The 15871-nt window shown below is 58.0% G+C and carries 14 protein-coding genes; 10 read left to right on the top strand and 4 right to left on the bottom strand.

Annotation, left to right across the window (positions count from 1 at the left end):
* Positions 1–3: 3 nt before the first annotated feature.
* From JJD74_RS21660 to JJD74_RS21630, 7 genes are all read left to right on the top strand, one after another.
* A complete protein-coding gene (locus tag JJD74_RS21660; RefSeq protein ID WP_200616771.1) occupies positions 4–441 on the top strand; it encodes a hypothetical protein in 438 nt (145 codons plus the stop codon).
* 527 nt (positions 442–968) lie between these two features.
* Positions 969–3116 carry a fatty acid oxidation complex subunit alpha FadB gene (gene fadB, locus JJD74_RS21655; RefSeq protein WP_042560171.1) on the top strand — a complete coding sequence of 716 codons (2148 nt, stop codon included), beginning with the start codon at positions 969–971 and terminating at the stop codon, positions 3114–3116.
* Positions 3117–3148: 32 nt separating this feature from the next.
* Positions 3149–4324, top strand: coding sequence for an acetyl-CoA C-acyltransferase FadA (fadA, locus tag JJD74_RS21650; protein ID WP_042560170.1), 1176 nt, complete (start codon positions 3149–3151; stop codon positions 4322–4324).
* A gap of 98 nt (positions 4325–4422) precedes the next feature.
* Positions 4423–4659, top strand: a complete 237-nt coding sequence (locus tag JJD74_RS21645; RefSeq protein ID WP_042560169.1) for a DUF1653 domain-containing protein — start codon at positions 4423–4425, stop codon at positions 4657–4659.
* 114 nt (positions 4660–4773) lie between these two features.
* Positions 4774–7404 carry a type I DNA topoisomerase gene (gene topA / locus JJD74_RS21640; RefSeq protein WP_042560168.1) on the top strand — a complete coding sequence of 877 codons (2631 nt, stop codon included), beginning with the start codon at positions 4774–4776 and terminating at the stop codon, positions 7402–7404.
* A gap of 143 nt (positions 7405–7547) precedes the next feature.
* Positions 7548–8072, top strand: a complete 525-nt coding sequence (locus JJD74_RS21635) for a DUF6586 family protein (RefSeq protein ID WP_200616770.1) — start codon at positions 7548–7550, stop codon at positions 8070–8072.
* A 106-nt stretch (positions 8073–8178) separates the two neighbouring features.
* On the top strand, positions 8179–8412 hold the full coding sequence (locus JJD74_RS21630) for a hypothetical protein (RefSeq protein WP_042562149.1): 234 nt from the start codon (positions 8179–8181) through the stop codon (positions 8410–8412).
* A 97-nt stretch (positions 8413–8509) separates the two neighbouring features.
* On the opposite strand, the gene sulA is transcribed toward JJD74_RS21630, so the two are convergent.
* Together sulA and lexA are read right to left on the bottom strand one after the other, a co-directional pair.
* Entirely contained in the window at positions 8510–8983 is a 474-nt protein-coding gene (gene sulA / locus JJD74_RS21625; RefSeq protein WP_042560166.1) for an SOS-induced cell division inhibitor SulA, read from the bottom strand.
* A 10-nt stretch (positions 8984–8993) separates the two neighbouring features.
* Positions 8994–9602 (bottom strand): transcriptional repressor LexA, encoded by a 609-nt coding sequence (lexA, locus tag JJD74_RS21620; RefSeq protein WP_200616769.1) that lies wholly within the window; start codon positions 9600–9602, stop codon positions 8994–8996.
* A 229-nt stretch (positions 9603–9831) separates the two neighbouring features.
* Between lexA and JJD74_RS21615 the strand changes: the two genes are divergently transcribed.
* The 3 genes from JJD74_RS21615 to JJD74_RS21605 all read left to right on the top strand — a co-directional run bounded on the left by JJD74_RS21615 (position 9832) and on the right by JJD74_RS21605 (position 12458).
* Positions 9832–10539: a TetR/AcrR family transcriptional regulator gene (locus JJD74_RS21615; protein ID WP_042560164.1), complete on the top strand. Its 708-nt coding sequence runs from the start codon at positions 9832–9834 to the stop codon at positions 10537–10539.
* A gap of 158 nt (positions 10540–10697) precedes the next feature.
* Complete coding sequence (nagZ, locus tag JJD74_RS21610) at positions 10698–11708, top strand: beta-N-acetylhexosaminidase (RefSeq protein ID WP_200616768.1); 1011 nt, start codon at positions 10698–10700, stop codon at positions 11706–11708.
* 12 nt (positions 11709–11720) lie between these two features.
* Entirely contained in the window at positions 11721–12458 is a 738-nt protein-coding gene (locus JJD74_RS21605) for an S-methyl-5'-thioinosine phosphorylase (protein WP_200616767.1), read from the top strand.
* Between the two features lie 140 nt (positions 12459–12598).
* Here the strand turns inward: JJD74_RS21605 and JJD74_RS21600 are convergent, their stop codons facing one another.
* Complete coding sequence (locus JJD74_RS21600; RefSeq protein WP_200616766.1) at positions 12599–15289, bottom strand: DEAD/DEAH box helicase; 2691 nt, start codon at positions 15287–15289, stop codon at positions 12599–12601.
* Positions 15290–15300: 11 nt separating this feature from the next.
* Positions 15301–15867: a CsiV family protein gene (locus JJD74_RS21595; protein ID WP_042560160.1), complete on the bottom strand. Its 567-nt coding sequence runs from the start codon at positions 15865–15867 to the stop codon at positions 15301–15303.
* Between the last annotated feature and the right edge of the window lie 4 nt (positions 15868–15871).

The raw sequence follows: 15871 nt of genomic DNA, 5'->3' as shown, positions 1-15871 counted from the left end.
GATATGACGGTCTGGATAGTGGTGTCAATCCTGTTGGTGGTATTGAGCCCACTGGCATGGTTGCGCCCATCGCGCGCGCAGAGCGGTCGAATCGCTCTGCGCATGGAGGCGCGTCGTATTGGCCTGGCCATGCAACTGGCGCCTCAGGAGTGGCCGCACTGGCTGTCGCAAGAGCCGCCGGATCCGTGCGCGCAATACCATCGGCCGCGTCGCGGTAATCAGCCGGCATGCTGGACCTACTGGCAAAAATCGCCAGGCGTGTGGGTCAATCAGTGGCAGGAAATCTGCGAGGATCGGGCGCTGCTCAATCATTTCGAAAAGTTGCCAGGCAACGTCTTCAAGATCGAAGCGGATAAGCAGATGATCGCCTTGTACTGGGGCGAGAAGGGCGAAGCCACGGTTTTGCTGGATATCGACGCCACTCTGAAAGCGCTGGCGTGACCCACGGATTTTTCGCACCGCAACGGTGCGAAACGTCCGGCAGACGAGCAATAAAAAGCCCGACATGATTCATCGGGCGGGGTTGGCCAGGCAGGCCGGAAACTTTTCTACCACTGACCCGGCTTCAAACGGGCAGCGCATTTACCTATCGTCCCGTGAGCGTAGACTTTTAAACAGGCCTCGCTGTGAATTAGGGCGACTTTTCTAACTATTGATCCTATGAATGGCTTCACATGCAGGCGCGTGTTGTGGATCTGTGTGGTACGGAAATGACCGCAAAGTCGCATTCCAACCCGCATTTTGGGCGATTGACAATTGTTGGAAATTCCGTGAAGGTGACGTACCCAAATCAAACGGGCGTATGAATTGAGCGTTTGTCTTACAGACTGCTCCTACAGAATCCCGACTATCGCGTTGGCGGGTGTGCCGGGTGGATTGGTGTCAGCATCGACGAAAAAGCGTCCTGCCTAGCCATTCGCCTGCGTCCGACGTGTACTGTTCAGCTTCCATATCGTGGAGATCAGTTGATGATTTACGAAGGTAAAGCCATCACGGTTAAAGCTCTTGAAAGTGGCATCGTCGAATTGAAATTCGACCTCAAGGGTGAGTCCGTCAACAAGTTCAACCGTCTAACCCTGAACGAACTGCGTCAGGCCGTAGACACCATCAAGGCAGATGCTTCGATCAAGGGCGTGATCGTCAGCAGTGGCAAGGACGTGTTCATCGTCGGCGCCGACATCACCGAATTTGTCGAGAACTTCAAGCTGCCGGATGCGGAGCTCGTTGCTGGCAATCTCGAAGCCAACAAGATCTTCAGCGATTTCGAAGACCTCAACGTTCCGACTGTCGCCGCGATCAATGGCATCGCCCTGGGTGGCGGTCTGGAAATGTGCCTGGCGGCTGACTACCGAGTCATGTCCACCAATGCCAAGATTGGTCTGCCGGAAGTCAAACTGGGCATCTACCCAGGCTTCGGCGGCACCGTACGTCTGCCGCGCCTGATCGGTGCCGACAACGCCATCGAGTGGATTGCCTCCGGCAAGGAAAACCGTCCGGAAGACGCGCTGAAAGTTAGCGCAGTCGATGCTGTGGTTGCTCCAGAGAAACTGCAGGAAGCTGCCCTTGAGCTGATCAAACGCGCCATTTCCGGCGAGTTTGACTACAAGGCCAAGCGCCAGCCGAAGCTGGAAAAGCTCAAGCTGAACGCTATCGAACAAATGATGGCTTTCGAAACCGCCAAAGGTTTCGTCGCCGGTCAGGCTGGCCCGAACTATCCGGCGCCGGTTGAAGCGATCAAGACCATTCAAAAAGCTGCAAACTTCGGTCGCGACAAGGCGCTGGAAGTTGAAGCCGCCGGTTTCGTCAAACTGGCCAAGACCTCTGCCGCGCAGAGCTTGATCGGTTTGTTCCTGAACGATCAGGAACTGAAGAAAAAGGCTAAGGCCTACGACGAAATCGCCAAAGACGTGAAGCAGGCCGCTGTATTGGGCGCCGGTATCATGGGTGGCGGTATCGCTTATCAGTCGGCCTCCAAAGGCACGCCGATCCTGATGAAGGACATCAACGAGCACGGTATCGAGCAGGGTCTGGCCGAAGCCGCCAAGCTGCTGGTTGGCCGCGTTGATAAAGGTCGCATGACCCCTGCGAAAATGGCTGAAGTGCTCAACGGCATTCGTCCGACCCTGTCCTACGGTGATTTCGGTCACGTCGATCTGGTCGTTGAAGCTGTGGTCGAGAACCCGAAGGTCAAGCAAGCCGTATTGGCCGAAGTTGAAGACAAGGTCAAAGAGGACACCATCCTCGCGTCCAACACTTCGACCATTTCCATCAGCCTGTTGGCCAAGGCCCTCAAGCGTCCGGAAAACTTCGTCGGCATGCACTTCTTCAACCCGGTGCACATGATGCCGCTGGTGGAAGTGATCCGTGGCGAGAAGTCCAGCGAGCTGGCTGTTGCCACCACCGTTGCCTACGCCAAGAAGATGGGCAAGAACCCGATCGTCGTCAACGACTGCCCGGGCTTCCTGGTCAACCGTGTACTGTTCCCGTACTTCGGCGGTTTCGCCAAACTGGTCAGCGCCGGTGTGGACTTCGTCCGTATCGACAAGGTCATGGAAAAATTCGGCTGGCCGATGGGCCCGGCGTACCTGATGGACGTGGTCGGCATCGACACCGGTCACCACGGTCGTGACGTCATGGCGGAAGGCTTCCCGGATCGCATGAAAGATGACCGTCGCTCGGCCATTGACGTGCTTTACGAAGCCAAGCGTCTGGGTCAGAAAAACGGCAAGGGCTTCTACGCCTACGAGACCGACAAGAAGGGCAAGCAGAAGAAAGTTGCCGATCCGTCGGTACTGGAAGTGCTCAAGCCGATCGTTTACGAGCAGCGCGAAGTCACTGACGAAGACATCATCAACTGGATGATGATCCCGCTCTGCCTGGAAACCGTGCGTTGCCTGGAAGACGGCATCGTTGAAACCGCCGCTGAAGCCGATATGGGTCTGGTCTACGGTATCGGTTTCCCTCCATTCCGTGGCGGTGCGCTGCGCTACATCGATTCGATCGGTGTTGCCGAGTTCGTTGCCCTGGCTGACCAGTACGCTGATTTGGGCGCGCTGTACCACCCGACCGCGAAACTGCGTGAAATGGCCAAAACCGGCCAGCGGTTCTTCGGTTAAGCGTCCCAACTTTTGAGCGAGAGTGAAATTTTATGAGCTTGAATCCAAGAGACGTCGTGATTGTCGACTTCGGTCGTACTCCGATGGGCCGCTCCAAGGGCGGCATGCACCGCAACACCCGCGCCGAAGACATGTCGGCGCACCTGATCAGTAAATTGCTGGAACGTAACGTCAAGGTTGATCCGAACGAAGTCGAAGACGTGATCTGGGGCTGTGTCAACCAGACCCTGGAGCAGGGCTGGAACATCGCGCGCATGGCGTCGCTGATGACCCAGATCCCGCACACGGCTGCCGGTCAGACTGTCAGCCGCCTGTGTGGCTCGTCGATGAGCGCGCTGCACACTGCTGCGCAAGCGATCATGACCGGTAACGGTGACGTGTTCGTCGTTGGCGGCGTCGAGCATATGGGTCACGTGAGCATGATGCACGGTGTCGATCCGAACCCGCACATGTCGCTGTACGCGGCGAAAGCCTCGGGCATGATGGGCCTGACCGCTGAAATGCTCGGCAAAATGCACGGCATCACTCGCGAACAGCAGGACGCCTTTGGCGTGCGCTCCCACCAGCTCGCCCACAAGGCGACTCTGGAAGGCAAGTTCAAAGACGAAATCATCCCGATGCAGGGTTACGACGAGAACGGTTTCCTGAAACTGTTCGACTACGACGAAACCATTCGTCCGGAAACCACCCTGGAAAGTCTGGCGGCCCTCAAGCCGGCGTTCAATCCGAAGGGCGGCACCGTGACGGCCGGTACTTCGTCGCAGATCACTGATGGTGCCTCGTGCATGATCGTGATGTCGGCTCAGCGTGCGCAGGACCTGGGTATCCAGCCGATGGCGGTGATCCGTTCGATGGCAGTGGCGGGTGTGGATCCGGCAATCATGGGCTATGGTCCAGTTCCGGCAACACAAAAAGCCCTGAAGCGTGCGGGCCTTGGCATCAACGATATCGACTTCTTCGAGCTCAACGAAGCTTTCGCCGCACAGGCTCTGCCAGTGCTGAAAGATCTGAAAGTGCTCGACAAGATGAACGAGAAGGTTAACCTGCACGGCGGCGCGATCGCCCTGGGTCACCCGTTCGGTTGCTCCGGTGCTCGGATTTCCGGCACTTTGCTGAACGTGATGAAGCAGAATAGCGGCACCTTCGGGGTGGCCACTATGTGCATTGGTCTCGGCCAAGGCATCTCCACCGTCTTCGAACGCGTTTAAGCGTCTCGTCGATGGAAGCCGGGGCCAAGTGCCCCGGTTTTTGTTTTTGTGGATTTATTTTGTTTTTATTTTGAAAAAAATTGAGGGAGGGCCAAACCATGCCGATACAACCTGGGCTCTACCAGCATTACAAAGGTCCGCAGTACCGCGTTTTCAATGTCGCGCGGCATTCCGAGACGGAAGAAGAAGTGGTGTTTTACCAAGCCCTGTATGGCGATTACGGCTTTTGGGTGCGTCCCCTGAGCATGTTTCTGGAGTCCGTCGAGGTTGACGGCGAGCAGGTCCCACGCTTTGCTTTGGTGCAAGCCGAACCGAGCCTGTTTTCCAAGGCATAAGGGGAGTGCGCGCAATACCCTGCGCTTGACCTCACCTTGTATCAACTATATATAGCGGTGCCGCGTCAGGCGCCAACCGCCTTTCACTTCTAGAATTCAGGAATTTTCTGATCCATGGGCAAATCGCTGGTCATTGTGGAATCCCCGGCTAAGGCCAAGACCATCAACAAGTATCTGGGCAACCAATACGTGGTGAAGTCGAGTATCGGCCATATCCGAGACCTGCCCACCAGCGGTTCGGCTAGCGCCAGCAAAGAGCCAGCCGCCAAGCGCGGCAAGGCTGCCGCAGGCGAAGGTCCGGTGCTCACGCCGAAAGAGAAAGCGCGCAAGCAGCTGGTCTCGCGTATGGGTGTCGATCCCGATCATGGCTGGAAGGCCAAGTACGAGATCCTCCCGGGCAAAGAGAAGGTCATCGAGGAGCTGCGCCGGCTCGCCAAGGATGCTGACACCATCTATCTCGCAACCGACTTGGATCGCGAGGGGGAAGCCATTGCATGGCACCTGCGCGAAGCCATTGGTGGTGACGACAGCCGCTACAAGCGCGTGGTGTTCAACGAAATCACCAAGAAGGCGATCCAGGAAGCCTTCTCCAAGCCAGGCGAGCTGGACATCGATCGTGTCAACGCTCAGCAGGCGCGTCGTTTCCTCGACCGCGTTGTGGGCTACATGGTCTCGCCGCTGCTGTGGGCCAAGATCGCCCGCGGCCTGTCCGCTGGTCGTGTGCAATCGGTCGCCGTGAAACTGGTGGTTGAGCGTGAGCGTGAAATTCGCGCGTTCAACCCGGAAGAGTACTGGGAAGTGCATGCCGATCTCGGCAGCGCCAAAGGCTCGACCGTACGTTTCGAAGTAGCGCGTGAAAAGGGCGAAGCCTTCAAGCCGCTCAACGAAGCCCAGGCCATGGCCGCGCTGGAGAAACTCAAGTCCTCCAGCTACAGCATCGTCAAGCGCGAAGACAAACCGACCAGCAGCAAGCCGTCGGCGCCGTTCATCACGTCCACCCTGCAGCAGGCGGCGAGTAACCGTCTGGGCTTCGGCGTGAAGAAAACCATGATGATGGCCCAGCGTCTGTACGAAGCCGGCTACATCACTTATATGCGTACCGACTCGACCAACCTCTCGGCAGACGCCGTGACGATGGCGCGTGCTTACATCGAAGATGAGTTCGGCAAGAAGTATTTGCCGGAAACGCCGAACGTCTATAGCAGCAAGGAAGGCGCGCAAGAGGCTCACGAAGCCATTCGTCCCTCCGACGCCAACACCATTCCAAGCAAGCTGGCGGGTATGGAGCGCGATGCTGAGCGTCTCTATGAGCTGATCTGGCGTCAGTTCTTGGCTTGCCAGATGCTACCGGCGCAATACCTGTCGACGACTGTCAGCGTCGGTGCTGGTGATTTCGAGCTGCGCGCCAAGGGTCGTATCCTGAAGTTTGACGGTTACACCCGCGTAATGCCGCAGATTGCCAAACCTGGCGATGACGACGTTCTGCCCGATATGGCGCAGGGCGACGTGATGAAGCTGATCAAGCTTGATCCGACCCAGCACTTCACCAAGCCGCCGGCGCGTTACTCGGAAGCCAGCCTGGTTAAAGAAATGGAAAAACGCGGTATCGGTCGTCCTTCGACTTACGCTGCGATCATTTCGACTATCCAGGATCGCGGTTACGTGACCCTGCACAACCGTCGTTTCTATTCGGAAAAGATGGGTGACATCGTTACCGAACGTCTGTCGGAGAGCTTCTCGAACCTCATGGACTACGGCTTCACCGCCGGCATGGAAGAGAACCTCGATGACGTGGCTCAGGGCGAGCGCGACTGGAAGAACGTGCTGGACGAGTTCTACGGCGACTTCAAAAAGAAACTCGAAGTAGCCGAGAACCCGGAAAGCGGCATGCGTGCCAACCAGCCGGTCATGACCGACATTCCATGCACCACTTGCGGCCGTCCGATGCAGATCCGTACCGCATCGACCGGCGTGTTCCTCGGTTGCTCGGGCTACAGCCTGCCGCCGAAAGAGCGCTGCAAGGCCACCGTCAACCTGGTGCCGGGCGACGAAATCGCTGCTGACGACGAAGGTGAGTCGGAGTCGCTGGTGTTGCGTGGCAAGCATCGCTGCCCGATCTGCAGCACGGCGATGGACGCTTACCTGCTCGACGAGAAGCGCAAGCTGCACATCTGCGGTAACAACCCGGATTGCGCCGGCTACGAAATCGAAGAGGGCAGCTATCGCATCAAGGGCTACGAAGGTCCGAGCCTGGAATGCGACAAGTGCGGCAGCGAGATGCAGCTCAAGACCGGCCGTTTCGGCAAGTTCTTCGGCTGCACCAATCCGACCTGTAAAAACACCCGCAAACTGCTGAAGAGCGGTGACGCGGCGCCGCCGAAGATGGATCCGGTGAAGATGCCTGAGCTGAAATGCGAAAAGGTCAACGACACCTACATCCTGCGCGATGGTGCGTCCGGCCTGTTCCTGGCGGCCAGTCAGTTCCCGAAAAACCGCGAGACCCGTGCTCCGCTGGTGATCGAGATTCTTCCGCACAAGGATGAAATCGATCCGAAGTATCACTTCCTGTGCGAAGCACCGCAGAAGGATCCTGATGGTCTGCCAGCGGTGATCCGCTACAGCCGCAAGACCAAGGAGCAATACGTGCAGACCGAAGTCGACGGCAAGCCAACTGGCTGGAAGGCGTACTTCGACGGTGGCAAGTGGACTGTTGAAGACAAGCGCTCGAAGGCCAAGGCTGAGTAAGCGTTAGTCTGATACTGAAAGGCCGCATGAGAACCCTCGGGTTTTCATGCGGCCTTTTTGTTTTGTGCTTGCGGTGTGATCCGTTGATCCACGACACTGTCCGGTCTGTGTGAAGCAATTATTTCGTTGTGGAGGCTGCCGTCATGGCCCACGAACTCTATACCCGCACCAATCAGAAAATCTATTTCGCAGGCCTGTCGCTGGAAGCCTTGGCTCGAGCTGAAGAAGGGCGGGCGATGAATTCTCTGGCGCTGATTCAGGCTGGACGTGAATCGGCGTTGTTCCACCTCTATGGCGCGCTATTGGGGCTGTGCCATGAAATTGCCGGGTTCTATCGCCTGCCTCAGGCGAGTGCACCACGGGCCGAGATGCTGTTGACGCGTGAAGTGCTCGAGTCGATCGCGATTCCGGAACTGGCGGAAATGGTTGAACTGGCAACCAATCCGAAGACCTGGCTGGCAGAATTGCTGGCCGCGCATTCGGCATTGTTCCAGCCGCCTCGCGTGCCACACAAGCCCAAGGGCGATGTGACACAGCCGTTGATTCAGGCTGTTAATCTGGATGAAGAAGAGGCTCCGCAAGAGTTGAGCCGTGAAGAACTTGAGAGTTGGCGGCAGAACCTCAAGAGCCTGGCTATTCGTTTTCGCGAAGGTTTGAACGAATGCTGACGATGATTGACACGGTGGCAATCTGAAACATGCTGCTGGTCAAGATCACGAGCGAAGCCTGAATGATGTCTATATAATGCCTGCCTTTCGTGGAGAACAGACCTATATGCCAACGTCCTTTCTAGAAATTGTCGAGTTACCCGACGGCCGAATCGAACTGCGCAGGGCTGAGGACGAGGGTTCTCTGGTGACTCTGGATTTCTCCGAGGACGCCAAGACATTCCTGCAGGGCCAGCACGTGGAAATCGCAAAAGCGATGTTGAGCGTTGGCGTGCAGATGGCAGGCCGAATGATCGAAGGTGAGTTTGAAAAAGATGAGGGGTCTCGGGTTCTTCATTGATTCCCGACGGCTTTTTGATTTTGTCACTACCGCTTCAGATCGGCTTCTCTATCCCTGGAGAAGCCCTGCGCTTCACACAGCGCTTATAGCTTGTCAATCAACCCAATCGAATGTTCAAACTCTGAGCGTCGCCCGTGCGTGCAGCGCTGATCAACAGTTGCCGTGAACTTGTGTTCAGTGGGTTGAGCCAGGTGACGACTGTGTGGCTGCGGCCCAGACGCAAGGCTTCGCAAGCGAGTTGTTGAGCACTTTGAGTGCCTCTCGGTTGCAACAGCAGGATGCGCTCTCGATTCAGACCAGCATCGCGCAGCCATGTTTGGGTCAGGCTGGCAGGTGGCGCAATCAGCGTCAGCCAGCGTGCGTCCAGATCGTCGCTGAGCTCACGAAGGATCGGCGCCAGCAGATTCAGGCAGTTCCCGGCGGCACCACGCAGTGACAGCTCACTGAATACTTCGGGTTCAGTATTCCAGGGGCGCTCGACCACGTCTTTCAGGATCGGCGCCATCGGTTGCGCCATGAACGCTTCGAATAACGGCAGTTGTGTTTGCTGAGGTGTGTGTGGGAACTGCATAAAGCCTCCTTTAGCGGCGGATTACGCCGACACTCAAGCCTTCGATCACCAGTTCCTGATCTTTCAGGTCAACTTCGATAGGGGCGAACTCGGGGTTTTCGGCCATCAGCCAGACCTTGCTGCCTTCGCGCTTGAAGCGTTTTACGGTCACTTCATCGCCGATGCGAGCAACGACGACCTGGCCATTACGCGCTTCGCGGGTGGTGTGAACCGCCAGAAGGTCGCCGTCGAAAATACCGATGTCCTTCATGCTCATGCCGTGCACGCGCAGCAGATAGTCCGCACGTGGGTGGAAGAACGCTGGATTGATATTGCAGGACTCTTCGATGTGCTGCTGGGCAAGGATTGGCGCGCCGGCAGCCACCCGGCCGATGATTGGCAGGGAAGAGTCGTCGGCCTTGGCTTCGAAGCCAGGGATGCGAATGCCGCGAGAGGCGCCGGGCGTCATCTCGATGGCACCCTTGCGGGCTAGTGCCTTGAGGTGTTCTTCCGCCGCGTTGGGCGACTTGAACCCTAATTCCTGAGCGATTTCCGCGCGGGTTGGCGGATAGCCATTGTCTTCGAGGCAACGTTTGATAAAGGCCAGAATCTCGGCTTGGCGTGGCGTCAGCTTTAGCATATTGATCGCTCTGTTTTTTTATACAGTGACTGGGATTATATACAGTGAAGCGGTCTTGGCAATGCCCGTTTTTTTGCAAGCCGCCAGACGGTCAGTGGACGTGCTTATTAATGCGTCGTCCTTGTGTGGTTAAATAGCTGACTGACCATTCCCAAAACGAACCGACAGGCTTGACAAGACACAGGCTGAAACGTATGTTTCAAACAAGTGTTTGTCAGGCGGAGTAGCCATGGCCCAGTCGGAAACCGTTGAACGCATTCTTGATGCTGCAGAGCAGTTGTTCGCGGAGAAAGGTTTCGCTGAAACCTCATTGCGTTTGATCACCAGCAAGGCTTGCGTAAATCTGGCTGCGGTCAACTATCATTTCGGCTCCAAGAAAGCGCTGATTCAGGCGGTGTTCTCGCGCTTCCTCGGGCCTTTCTGCGCCAGTCTCGATAAAGAGCTGGAACGCCGTCAGGCCAAACCTGAAAACAAGCCGACCCTCGAAGAGCTGCTGGAAATCCTCGTCGAACAAGCCCTCGTGGTTCAGCCTCGCAGCGGTAACGACCTGTCGATCTTCATGCGTCTGCTCGGCCTCGCGTTCAGCCAAAGCCAGGGTCACCTGCGCCGTTACCTGGAAGACATGTACGGCAAAGTGTTCCGTCGCTACATGCTGCTGGTCAACGAAGCGGCACCTAACATTCCCCCGATTGAATTGTTCTGGCGCGTGCACTTCATGCTCGGCGCGGCGGCGTTCAGCATGTCCGGCATCAAGGCGTTGCGCGCGATTGCCGAGACGGATTTCGGCGTCAATACCTCCATCGAGCAGGTCATGCGCCTGATGGTGCCGTTCCTCGCTGCGGGTATGCGCGCTGATACCGGCGTAACCGACGCTGCCATGGCCACTGCGCAATTGCGCCCGCGCAGCAAATCAACGCCGGTGGCCGCCAAGGTTTAACCGCGCACGGGTGGGCGCGGCAGCTTGTATCCGCTAAGCTAGCCGCCCATGCCGACTCTCGTTCTGAATCCGTTCTCCATCGATATCGCCGACCTGCCGGGCACTGCCCTCGGTGGCGATTTCATGCGGATCGGGTTTTTCGTTTTCAAGGAATCTCTATGACTGCTGGCCTGCAAGGCTCGTTGATGGTGGACGTCGCCGGTACCTGGCTGACGGCTGAAGATCGCCAATTGTTGCGTCAGCCAGAAGTGGGTGGCCTGATCATTTTTGCCCGCAATATCGAACATCCGCGCCAGGTGCGTGAGCTCAGCGCGGCGATCCGTGCGATTCGCCCGGACTTGCTGCTGGCGGTGGATCAGGAGGGCGGTCGCGTGCAGCGTTTGCGTCAAGGCTTCGTGCGTCTGCCGGCCATGCGCGCCATCGCAGACAATCCGAATGCCGAATACCTGGCTGAGCAATGTGGCTGGATCATGGCGACCGAAGTGCTGGCCGTCGGCCTCGACCTGAGCTTCGCCCCAGTGCTGGATCTCGATTACCAGCGCAGCGCCGTGGTTGGTACTCGTTCGTTTGAGGGTGATCCCGAGCGTGCCGCGTTTCTCGCTGGCGCCTTCATCCGGGGCATGAACAGCGCCGGAATGGCCGCCACGGGCAAGCATTTCCCCGGTCACGGCTGGGCCGAAGCCGACTCCCATGTTGCGATCCCCAACGACGAGCGCAGCCTTGACGAGATCCGCGCCAACGACCTCGTGCCTTTTGCCAAACTGAGCAAACAACTGGCCGCGGTCATGCCGGCACACGTCATCTATCCCCAAGTCGATTCGCAGCCCGCTGGCTTCTCTCGGCGCTGGTTGCAAGACATCCTGCGAGGCGAGTTGCAGTTCGACGGCGTGATTTTCAGCGACGATCTGTCGATGGCCGGCGCCCACGTGGTTGGCGACGCCGCCAGTCGCATCGAAGCCGCACTCTCTGCTGGGTGCGACATGGGCCTGGTCTGCAATGACCGCGCCGCTGCCGAATTGGCCCTGAGTGCCGCGCAGCGCATGAAGGTCAAACCGTCTGCGCGTATCGCCCGTATGCGCGGTCAGGCGTTTGCCAGCACTGACTACCGCCAGGATCCACGCTGGCTGCAAGCCATCGGCGCACTCAAAGACGCCCAATTGATCGACTAAGGATTTTTCGTTATGACGGTTTACGCAATCATCGGTGGCACCGGCCTGACCCAGCTCGAGGGCTTGAGTATTCGCCAGTCGCTGGCAGTGGACACGCCATATGGTGCGCCTTCGGCCGACGTGCAGATTGGCGAATATGCCGGCAAGGAAGTGCTGTTCCTCGCGCGTCACGGGCACCCGCATCGCTTTCCACCGCACAAGGTCAACTACCGCGCCAACCTTTGGGCGCTGAAGCAGGCCGGTGCCGAGGCGATCATCGCGGTCAACGCCGTGGGTGGTATTCATCCTGCGATGGGTACGGGGCATTTCTGCGTGCCGCATCAAATCGTCGACTACACCAGCGGGCGCGAACACACCTATTTCGCCGATGACCTGGAACAGGTCACTCACATCGATTTCAGCTTTCCCTACAGCGAGCCGTTGCGTCAGCAATTGATTGCGGCTGTGGCTGCCGAAGGTTGCGATTACAGCGATCAGGGTGTTTATGCCTGCACGCAGGGACCGCGTCTGGAAACCGTGGCCGAGATCGTGCGTCTGGAGCGTGATGGTTGCGACATCGTTGGCATGACCGGTATGCCGGAAGCGGCGTTGGCACGTGAGCTGGATCTGGATTACGCGTGTCTGGCGCTGGTGGTGAACCCAGCGGCGGGCAAGACCACGCAAGTGATCACCATGGCCGAGATCGAGCAGGCGTTGCATGCCGGCATGGGCAAGGTGAAATCGACGTTGGCGCGGGTGCTCAAGGGCTGATCAGGCCTGTACCGAGTTGACTCCATCGCTGGCAAGCCAGCTCCCACAGGTTTTTGTATTGTTCACAAAATAGTGTTCAATCCCAAATCACTGTGGGAGCTGGCTTGCCAGCGATAGCTATCTAACAGACGACAAAGATCTCAACGTTTGTCGAGCTTGTCCGGCAACGGCGCAAACAACGCTTCAATATCGTCATTCTGCAACTTCCAGTCCCCAGCCTTGCGCCCATCCAGCACGCCCGCTGCCAGATCAGACTTCTCTTTCTGCAAGTGCTGAATCTTCTCTTCCACCGTGCCTCGGGCAATCATCTTGTAGACGAACACCGGTTTCTCCTGGCCGATCCGATAGGCGCGGTCGGTCGCCTGATTTTCGGTCGCGGGGTTCCACCACGGATCGTAGTGAATCACCGTATCCGCTTCGGTCAGGTTCAGGCCAACGCCACCCGCCTTCAGGCTGATCAGAAAGATCTGACGATTGCCGCTCTGGAATTCCTTCACCGGTGTGCGCCGATCGCGGGTTTGACCGGTCAGAAGTGCATAGGAGATTTTACGTTTCTTCAGTTCGTCCTCGATCAGTGACAGCATCGAGGTGAATTGCGAAAACAGCAGAATCCGCCGACCTTCTTCGAACAGCTCTTCGAGCATTTCCATCAGGCTGTCGAGCTTGCCGGAAGTGCTGCCGCGGGCGGGCAGGGTGGCGCCATTGACCAGGCGCAAATCACAGCAGACCTGACGCAGCTTGAGCAACGCTTCAAGAATGATGATCTGGCTGCGCGCCACGCCTTTGCGGGTGATCTCGTCGCGGACTTTTTTGTCCATGGCCAGGCGCATGGTTTCGTACACGTCGCGCTGCGCTTCGTTGAGATCGACCCAGTGAATGATTTCAGTTTTGGGCGGCAGCTCGGTGGCAACCTGTTCCTTGGTGCGGCGCAACAGAAACGGTTTTATCCGACCATTGAGGTGCTGAAGTCTGACCTCGCTACCGCGTTTTTCGATCGGCACACGGTAGTCGGCGTTGAAGCTTTTGACGTCGCCAAGCCAGCCCGGCAGCAGGAAATGGAACAGCGACCAAAGCTCGCCCAAGTGATTTTCCAGCGGTGTACCGCTCAGACACAGGCGTTGACGAGCATTCAGCTCGCGCGCCGCTTGCGCCGCTTTGCTGTTGGGGTTCTTGATGTACTGCGCCTCGTCCAGCACCAAGACATGCAAAGGCTGTTGCACCAGACGTTCGATGTCCTTGGGCAGCAGCGCGTAGGTAGTGAGGATCAGGTCGAAGTCAGCCAGATTGTCGAAGTGCTTTTTGCGACCGGCGCCATAAAGCGCGAGCACTTTCAGTTGCGGTGTGAAATGCGCCGCCTCATCGAGCCAGTTCGGGATCAGGCTGGTAGGCATCACCACCATGCACGGACGATCCAGGCGTCCGGCGATTTTCTCGCTGAGAATATGCGCCAGCGTCTGTAGGGTTTTACCCAAACCCATGTCATCCGCGAGTATCCCGCCGACTTCCAGCTGGCGCAGCGACTGCATCCAGCTCAAGCCTTCGAGTTGGTACGGACGCAATGTTGCGTTCAGGCCTTCGGGGGCTTCGATGCTGAAATCACGAATGTCGCGTAGGCGTTGAGCAAGCGTGCGGATCTGCTCGCCGCCCTCCCACAGCAGCGGCAGCCCCTCCAGCGAATTAAGGCGCGTGGCGTCAGCCTTGCTCAGGCGCAGGGTGGTTTCGCCAGGTTCCTGCAAATAAAACTCGCCGAGCGTGGCCAGCACCGGTTTCAACCGGCCGAGCGGCAACGCCACCTGCAACGGCCCATGCTCGAGGTTGCGCTGTGGAATGTTGACCAGAATCAGCTCGTCGTCACGGCGCCGCGCGAGGCGCTCCGGATTGAGGATTTCCGCGTGCGAGCGCATCAGGTTGAGCAGGATTGGCAGCAAACTGAGGCGCTCGCCATTGACGATGATCCCCAGTTCCAGATCAAACCAGTCGCGCTCCGGCGCCTGTTCAACCGTGGCGTACCAGTCATCCACCGCCGTCAGGTCGAAGCCGAACTCTTCGTCGATCTGCAATTCCCAGCCTTGGGTGCGCAGCTTTGGCAGTTCGTTGAGGGTGAAGGTCAGCCAGGCGCTGTCATTGACCATTTCATACAGTTCGCCAGCGCTTTCCGGCAAGGCTTTGCTCTGCCGGGTGGCGATACGAAAGCCGAGGATTCTTAACTGTTCGCGGTAGGACTGTTCCACTTCCGGGTGGCGTTTTATCCGCAAAGTCTGGTTTTCCTGGCGGATCAGGATGTCGCTGTTTTTCTGCCCGCTGACGTATTCGTCCAGATAGCTGAACGACAACGCCGCGCGATGCTGAATGTAGCGCTGCATCTTGCCGTTACGCGGTTCAAATGCACTGAACTCGACGCTGGCCAGCCACAGGCGAGGCATTGGTTGAACGTTGTCGACCAGCACTTGCGGTGGTGCCTTCGGGCCACGGTTTTCCAGCACGGCCTGGAGTTTTTCCAGCAGCTCGGCGTCTTTTGCGGCAGCGGGGTACTCGAGGGTTTCCTGGATTTTCAGCAGCACCGCTGCACAATGCTTGCAGTTGCTGCGAACCGGGCAGGTGCACCGGGCGTCGACCAACAGCAAAGTGCCTTTGGCTGACTCGCGCAGGTGAATGGTCTGACGGTAGACGTTACCGCCAGAGCCTTCGCAACTGGCGGTAATGGTCGCATCGCCGACCTGGGCGATGCGTACCCGGTTTTCCAGGGCGTAGCGGCGACCACGCTCCAGGCTCTGTTCCTTGAATCGGCTGACCCAGGAGGGTGCCAACGGTTTACTCAGGGGCGGGGACATAAGGACTTCGATCAGTCCGGAACGACTTCAGGCGCTTCCCGTGGCGCAGGCGCGGTCAGGGAAGTGATCTTGATCAGCAGGGCCAGATGGCCGTTATCGAGATAATTGAGCTGGCCGTTTTTGGTGTGGCTGTCCTGTTTCAGGCGCTCACTGGCAGTGACCAGGCCATTGGCGTCGATCTGATTGACCCAGAAATCCGCAGCCACGTCGGTGAAGCGCCCGAGTTTCATCTCAAGCGTACCCTCGATCGGGAACTGACCGAATTGCTCGTTGCCTTCGCTGACCGCGACTTTTGCCGGCGTTTCACCGAGGGTTTGCTGCCAGGCCTTGTGCATCAACACGCTGTACTCGCCGCTGGCGGTGAGTTTGGTGACGACGTCATTCAGCGCCGGCGTACGTTTGCTTTCGTCGCCCAAACGCTGGGCGCCCGCGGCCCAGTCTTCCGGCGCGGCGCGGCTGACAATCGCCGGCACTGCGTTCTGGCGCACCAGAATCATTTCGACCTGATACAGGTCATCGGCAAACGCCGAAGGTGCTACCAAGGTGAGTAGCAAAGTCAGTGAGCGAAACAGGCGCATGCGG

Source organism: Pseudomonas sp. MF6776, from assembly GCF_016613125.1.
Lineage (GTDB): Bacteria > Pseudomonadota > Gammaproteobacteria > Pseudomonadales > Pseudomonadaceae > Aquipseudomonas > Aquipseudomonas iridis.
This window is presented reverse-complemented; position numbering and strand designations above follow the sequence as displayed.

Excerpts from the sequence above, each read along its gene's own strand:
- JJD74_RS21660 (WP_200616771.1), top strand. The coding sequence starts at position 4 with ATGACGGTCTGGATAGTGGTGTCAATCCTGTTGGTGGTATTGAGCCCA.
- fadB (WP_042560171.1), top strand. The coding sequence starts at position 969 with ATGATTTACGAAGGTAAAGCCATCACGGTTAAAGCTCTTGAAAGTGGC.
- fadA (WP_042560170.1), top strand. The coding sequence starts at position 3,149 with ATGAGCTTGAATCCAAGAGACGTCGTGATTGTCGACTTCGGTCGTACT.
- JJD74_RS21645 (WP_042560169.1), top strand. The coding sequence starts at position 4,423 with ATGCCGATACAACCTGGGCTCTACCAGCATTACAAAGGTCCGCAGTAC.
- topA (WP_042560168.1), top strand. The coding sequence starts at position 4,774 with ATGGGCAAATCGCTGGTCATTGTGGAATCCCCGGCTAAGGCCAAGACC.
- JJD74_RS21635 (WP_200616770.1), top strand. The coding sequence starts at position 7,548 with ATGGCCCACGAACTCTATACCCGCACCAATCAGAAAATCTATTTCGCA.
- JJD74_RS21630 (WP_042562149.1), top strand. The coding sequence starts at position 8,179 with ATGCCAACGTCCTTTCTAGAAATTGTCGAGTTACCCGACGGCCGAATC.
- sulA (WP_042560166.1), bottom strand. The coding sequence starts at position 8,983 with ATGCAGTTCCCACACACACCTCAGCAAACACAACTGCCGTTATTCGAA.
- lexA (WP_200616769.1), bottom strand. The coding sequence starts at position 9,602 with ATGCTAAAGCTGACGCCACGCCAAGCCGAGATTCTGGCCTTTATCAAA.
- JJD74_RS21615 (WP_042560164.1), top strand. The coding sequence starts at position 9,832 with ATGGCCCAGTCGGAAACCGTTGAACGCATTCTTGATGCTGCAGAGCAG.
- nagZ (WP_200616768.1), top strand. The coding sequence starts at position 10,698 with ATGACTGCTGGCCTGCAAGGCTCGTTGATGGTGGACGTCGCCGGTACC.
- JJD74_RS21605 (WP_200616767.1), top strand. The coding sequence starts at position 11,721 with ATGACGGTTTACGCAATCATCGGTGGCACCGGCCTGACCCAGCTCGAG.
- JJD74_RS21600 (WP_200616766.1), bottom strand. The coding sequence starts at position 15,289 with ATGTCCCCGCCCCTGAGTAAACCGTTGGCACCCTCCTGGGTCAGCCGA.
- JJD74_RS21595 (WP_042560160.1), bottom strand. The coding sequence starts at position 15,867 with ATGCGCCTGTTTCGCTCACTGACTTTGCTACTCACCTTGGTAGCACCT.